The sequence below is a fragment of the Mycobacterium sp. UM_Kg27 genome (assembly GCF_000972905.1).
In the GTDB taxonomy this organism is placed as follows: Bacteria; Actinomycetota; Actinomycetes; order Mycobacteriales; family Mycobacteriaceae; genus Mycobacterium.
In genome coordinates, this window is the sequence record NZ_JRMM01000198.1 from 1 (window position 1) to 5,429 (window position 5,429).

Annotated in this window: 5 protein-coding genes; all 5 read right to left on the reverse strand. The window is 66.5% G+C overall.

The annotated features are described in order from the left end of the window. Positions 1-20: 20 nt before the first annotated feature. On the reverse strand, positions 21-779 hold the full coding sequence (locus LI94_RS20025) for an alpha/beta fold hydrolase (protein WP_046302304.1): 759 nt from the start codon (positions 777-779) through the stop codon (positions 21-23). A 16-nt stretch (positions 780-795) separates the two neighbouring features. Continuing rightward, positions 796-1,785, reverse strand: a complete 990-nt coding sequence (locus LI94_RS20030) for a cyclase family protein (RefSeq protein ID WP_046302305.1) — start codon at positions 1,783-1,785, stop codon at positions 796-798. Beyond that, on the reverse strand, positions 1,773-2,606 hold the full coding sequence (locus LI94_RS20035) for a coniferyl-alcohol dehydrogenase (protein ID WP_046302306.1): 834 nt from the start codon (positions 2,604-2,606) through the stop codon (positions 1,773-1,775). The genes LI94_RS20030 and LI94_RS20035 overlap by 13 nt, the downstream gene beginning before the upstream one ends. Beyond that, positions 2,603-3,925: an LLM class flavin-dependent oxidoreductase gene (locus LI94_RS20040; protein ID WP_046302307.1), complete on the reverse strand. Its 1,323-nt coding sequence runs from the start codon at positions 3,923-3,925 to the stop codon at positions 2,603-2,605. The genes LI94_RS20035 and LI94_RS20040 overlap by 4 nt, the downstream gene beginning before the upstream one ends. A 3-nt stretch (positions 3,926-3,928) precedes the next feature. Continuing rightward, positions 3,929-5,429 (reverse strand): FAD-binding protein (locus LI94_RS20045; protein WP_046302308.1); only part of this gene is annotated, 1,501 nt, incomplete at its 5' end.

A 5,429-nucleotide genomic window follows, 5' to 3' on the forward strand; every position in this document is an offset into this window, starting at 1 on the left:
AACCGGCACAGGGAGACTCCTCAGTTCGGGTTCAGCGGCGCGACCGGCCGGGTCGTGGTGGCGTGCACCAGCAGCTCGACCAGTTCGGTGGGGCGGCTCAGGAACGGCGAGTGCGAGGCGTCGATGGTCAACGGCTCGACTCCGAGGCGCTGGCAGACCAGGTCGGCCAGCCAGCGCGGGTAGGCGCGGTCCTGTTCGCAGCGGATGAAGCTGCGCCCGATGTCGGCCGCCCAGAAGGCCGGTACCGATACCGGTGCGATCGTCGTCTCGCCGAACCGCTCCGTCCCGAGCCGTTCGAAGGCCCACCGCACGGTGTCGTCGTCGCAGTCGTGGTAGAAGTACTGCCGCGCACCGTCGATATCGGCGAAGGTCATCGTCCCGTCGTCCGCGAAGTGCAGATGGGCCAGCATGTCGCTGGCGGCGGTGTCGAAGAATTCAGCTCCCTCGCTGCCCATCGTCATCGCATCGGTGTAGCTGCGGCCCTCCCGGGGCAGAGCCGCGGCCAGATAGATGATGTGGCGCACCAGCTCCGGAGCGCTATCAGCGCCCAGGGTGGCGTCGAAACCGCCCCCGGAGTGGCCCACCAGCACATCACCCGGCTGCAGGACCGCCGTGACGGCTTCCCGGCGGTTGGCCAGGGTGGACTCCTCACCGAGCCGGGAGCCGTGGCCGGGCAGGTCCACGGCGATACCGGTGTGACCGATCTTCTCCAGCTCGGCGATGGTGCGTACCCAGCACCAGGCGGCGTGAAATCCACCGTGCACGAAGACGAATCGCATGACGCTCCCGTCAGGGTTACTTGATCGCGATCGGGTTGACCGGCGACCCGACCCCGCCGGTCACCCGCAACGGCGGTGCCACCAGCTGGAATTCGTACACGCCATCGGCGGCACAGTCGGCGGCCAGCGCGCCGAGGTCCCAGTACTCGCCCAGCATCAGTCCCATATCGCGCAGGCACAGCATGTGCAGGGGCAGATAGGTTCCCTCCACGCCGGAGATCGGGTCCTCGACCATCAGGTTGTCGGCGGCCACCGCGGCGACCTCGTGCTCGTGCAACCAGGCGGCGCACCGCCAGTCCAGTCCGGCACCCGGTTCGGCACCGTCACCGGTCTGGGAAAACCTTTCCCACCAACCGGTTCGGACTACCACGATGTCGCCGGGCCCGACGCTGACCTTCTGGGCGCGGGCGACATCGTCAAGCTCCTCCGGAGTGATCGGGGTGCCCAGCGGCAGGAAGGTGTCTGCTCCGCGGTGCGCGACCACATCCAGCAGCACACCGCGCGAGGTGATCCCCTTGCCATCGACCTTGTCGATGCCGCAGTGGTAGGCGCCCAGGCTGGTCACCGAACTCGCCGGGAAGCCGTTGTAGAGCAGGTCGTCGTAGTAGACGTGCGACAGCGCATCCCATTGGCTGGCGGCCTGCAATGGCATCACGATCATGTCGTCGTTGAACCGGAACGGGTTGTCGACGAAGAACTTGCTCAGCTGCTGCGCCACGTTATTGCGATGCCATTCCGGGCCGTACTGCGCAAGCGTGCTGACGTCGCCGCCGTCGACGGTCATCACGTGAATGGGATTGTGCCGGAACTGGAAAGCGCCCTGCGGACCCGACGACCCGAAATCCACGCCGAGCGGGAAGACCTTGCCGCGGCGGACCAGGGCGGCGGCCTCGGCGACCTTCGCAGGGGTGATGAGGTTGAGCGTACCCAGCTCGTCGGCGTCGCCCCAACGTCCCCAATTGCGGACCGTCTCGGCCACCCGCCGGAACTCGGTCAGGTCGGCCACGGCACCGATCCGTCCGTCAGCGCGGCGGCGACCCGGCCGCCGGTGTTGCCGCCGTCGACCCAGAGCACCTGGCCGGTGATGTAACCGGCTGCGGGACTGTTCAGGAACACCAGCGGTGCAGCCTGTTCGTCAGCGCTGGCGACCCGTCCCAAGGGTTTGGGAATGTCGTTGAGATAGTCCTGCCCGTATTTGCTACGCAATTGGTCGAGGATCGGGGTTTCGGTGACACCGGGTGCGGTGCAGTTGATCCGGATTCCGCGGTGCGCCAGTGGTCCTGCGTTGAGCATGCCGTAGAGGATGATCGCCTCTTTGGACAGCCGGTAGCCGCCGTCGGCGAGCGCGGCGGGATTAGCACGGCACCACTGTAATCCGGCAGCCATGCCTTGGGAGTTCAACAGGCCGACCGTGGTCTGCGCGTTCTCGCGGAATGCCGCCGCGGCCAGTGAGGACACATTGACGATCGCCGAGCCCGTCGGCATCACCGGCAGCAGCGCCTCGGTGAGCTGGCGCATGCCCAGAAAGTTGATCGTGACCACCCGCTCGGGGTCACCGATGCCCGAGGAGACGCCGGCGACGTTGAACAGGGCATCGACCCGCGACCCGCCGATCGCCCCGGCGGCCGCGTCGATCGACTCCGGATCGGCCAGGTCGAGCAAGTGAAACTCATCGACGCTCCCCGCGGGTTCGACCCGGTCCAGGCCGACGACTCGCGCTCCGAGCTCACCGAGTTGCGTCACCAGCGCCGCGCCGATTCCCGACGAGCAGCCGGTGACCACGGTTCGTCGCCCCTCGTATCGCCAGAGGCCCGACGGTGCGCTCACTGGTTGCCGCGTTCCCGTTCTGCTCGCTCCTCCTTGGCAAGTTGGGCGGCCTGCACCCGGCCCTCGTTCATCTCGGCCATCGCCTCGGGGATCTCAGTGGCGGTGAACGTGCCGCCTCGACCGGTAGGCAGTCCGCCGAAGGAGTAGGTTTCGTCGAACGCCGGTGCGGTGGGCGCTTGTCGGCGGGCCTCCAGCTTCTCCAGCACCGGTTCGAGCCGCTTGGCTTTCTCGGCCACTGCCTTCTCGTCGCGTTCGATGAACTCCGGCAGCACCTCTTTGCCCATCAGTTCGATGGCCTCCATGGTCGCCTCGTGGCTGCGCGGGTTGAGCAACAGGATGAGTTCGTCAACGCCGCTCTCCTCGTAGCCGCGCAGGAACTCTCTTGCGGTCGACGGACTTCCGATTGCCCCACGCCCCGGCCCATAGGCCAGCGTCGGATCCTTCTCGACCTCTTCGAGGTATCGGTTCCACACTCCGGTCCGGCCCGGGGTGTGCTCGCCGGTCATGTAGTAGTGCATGATCCCGAACGAGAAGAATCCGCCCCCGACGCCGAGGCGCGCGATCGCCTGCTCATCGGTGGGGGCCACCATCATCGACAGGTCGCCACCAATGGCCAGGATGTTCGGGTTCACCTGGGGGGTGACCGGCACGCCGCTCTCTTCGAGTTCCTTGTAGTAGCCGTTGACCCGCTCGGCCAGCGGTCCCGGACCGGTGTAGGCGAAACTCAGGGCGCCGATGCACTTCTGCGCGGCCATCTGCACCGATGCCGGGCGGGTGCAGGCTACCCAGACCGGCGGATGCGGCTTCTGCATCGGCTTTGGCACCACATTGCGGGCCGGCATCTGGACATGCTGACCGTCGAAGCCGGTGAACGGCTCCTCGGTCATACACCGGATCGAGACCTCCAGCGCTTCCTCCCACTGGGTTCGTTTGTCGGCCGGATCGATACCGAATCCGCCGAGTTCGGCGATCGAGGATCCCTCGCCGGTGCCGAATTCGACCCGGCCGCCGGAGAGCAGGTCGAGGGTGGCGACCCGCTCGGCCACCCGGGCGGGATGGTTGACCACCGGGGGCAGGTGCATGATCCCGAAACCGAGCCGGATGTTCTTGGTGCGCTGGCTGGCCGCGGCCAAGAACATCTCCGGCGCGGTGGCGTGGCAATACTCCTCCAGGAAGTGGTGTTCGGTGAGCCAGACCGTGGAGAACCCGGCTTTGTCGGCCAACTCCACTTCGTCCAGGCCGTCGGAGAACAGTTGGCGTTCATCGTCGTCGGACCATGGACGCGGCAGCGCGAATTCGTAGAACAGTGAGATCTTCACGTTTTACCTCCTGGGCGATTGGTTGGGAGTCTGCGATTCGGCGGACGGATGGTGGTCGCAAATATCGGCAAGATGTTGAGCGGCGACGTAACCGAAGGTCATCGCCGGGCCGATGGTGGCTCCGGCGCCGGCATAGCTACGGCCCATGACCGGCGCCGAGGTATTGCCCACCGCGTAGAGGCCCTCGATCACCGAGTCATCGGCACGCAGCACCCGGGCATGCTCGTCGGTGCGCAGGCCACCGGAGGTGCCCAGGTCTCCCAGGATGATCCGGAACGCGTAGTAGGGCGGCTTGCCCAGCGGGTACAGATTGGGGTTGGGCATCGTCGGATCGCCGTAGTAGTTGTCGTAGACGCTGTCGCCGCGATTGAAGTCGTCATCGTGACCCGTGCGGGCCAGCTCGTTGAACCGCTGTGCCGTGCTGCGCAGTCGTTCCGGCGGGACACCGATCTCACCGGCCAGCTCCTCGAAGGAGTTGGCGGCCTTGACCACGCCGGAGTCGAGCCAGGCCTGCGGTATTCGGCGGCCGGTGGGGACCGGTGCGCCGGGAATCTTCGGGATCGGCAGGTGCCCGGCAACGACGTAGCGGTGAAAGGACCGCTGGTCGGTGATCAGCCAGCACGGGATGTGGGTGACGCCGGTCTGCTGGCCGGCGATCATGGCGTGCGCGAAGTCCATGTAGGGCGTCGCCTCGTTGATGAACCGTTCCCCGTCGCCGTTGACGATGAACTGGGACGGCATCATGCGTTCGTTGAGCATGAACTGCAGACGCCCGTCAGGCCAGCACAGCGCCGGGAACCACCACGCCTCGTCCAGCAGTTCGGTGGCCGCTCCGATGCTTTGCCCGGCCCGGATACCGTCCCCGGTGGCCAGCGGATTGCCGAAGCTCCAATCGTGTTCCAGCACCGGCTGATACTGCTTACGCCAAGCCAAGTCGTGGTCGAAGCCGCCACTGGCCAGGATCACCCCACGGCGCGCCGAGATTCGCTGCGACCGACCCTCGCGCCGCACCACCGCTCCGGTCACCGCACCGGAGTCGTCGGTGATCAGTTCGGTCATCGGCGTGTCCAGCCACAGCGGTATGTCGCGTTCGAGCATGGCCAACCGCATTCGCGCCGCCAGCGATTGACCGATGGCGGCCATCCGATCCCCGAACACCCGGGCCCGGAACATCCGCCACAGCAGCTTGACCAGTACCGCCTTGCCGCGCCAGGACTGGCGGACCTGATAGAAGAGTCGGAGGTCCTTGGGCCCCAACCAGATTCCCTTTGGTGCCAGCGCCAACGGCGCCAGCAGATTCTGTTCCTCGTCGCCGAGTTTGCGCAGGTCGATGGCCGGCACGTTGATGGTGCTGCCGAGTTCGGAGCCGCCGGGCAGCTCCGGGTAGTAGTCGGCGTAGCCGGGTTTCCAGACGAACTCGAACCAGGGGCTGGCCTGCTCCAGGAACTCCATCATCTTCGGCGCGGCGTCCACATATTGCCGCAGCCTGTCTCTTATACACATC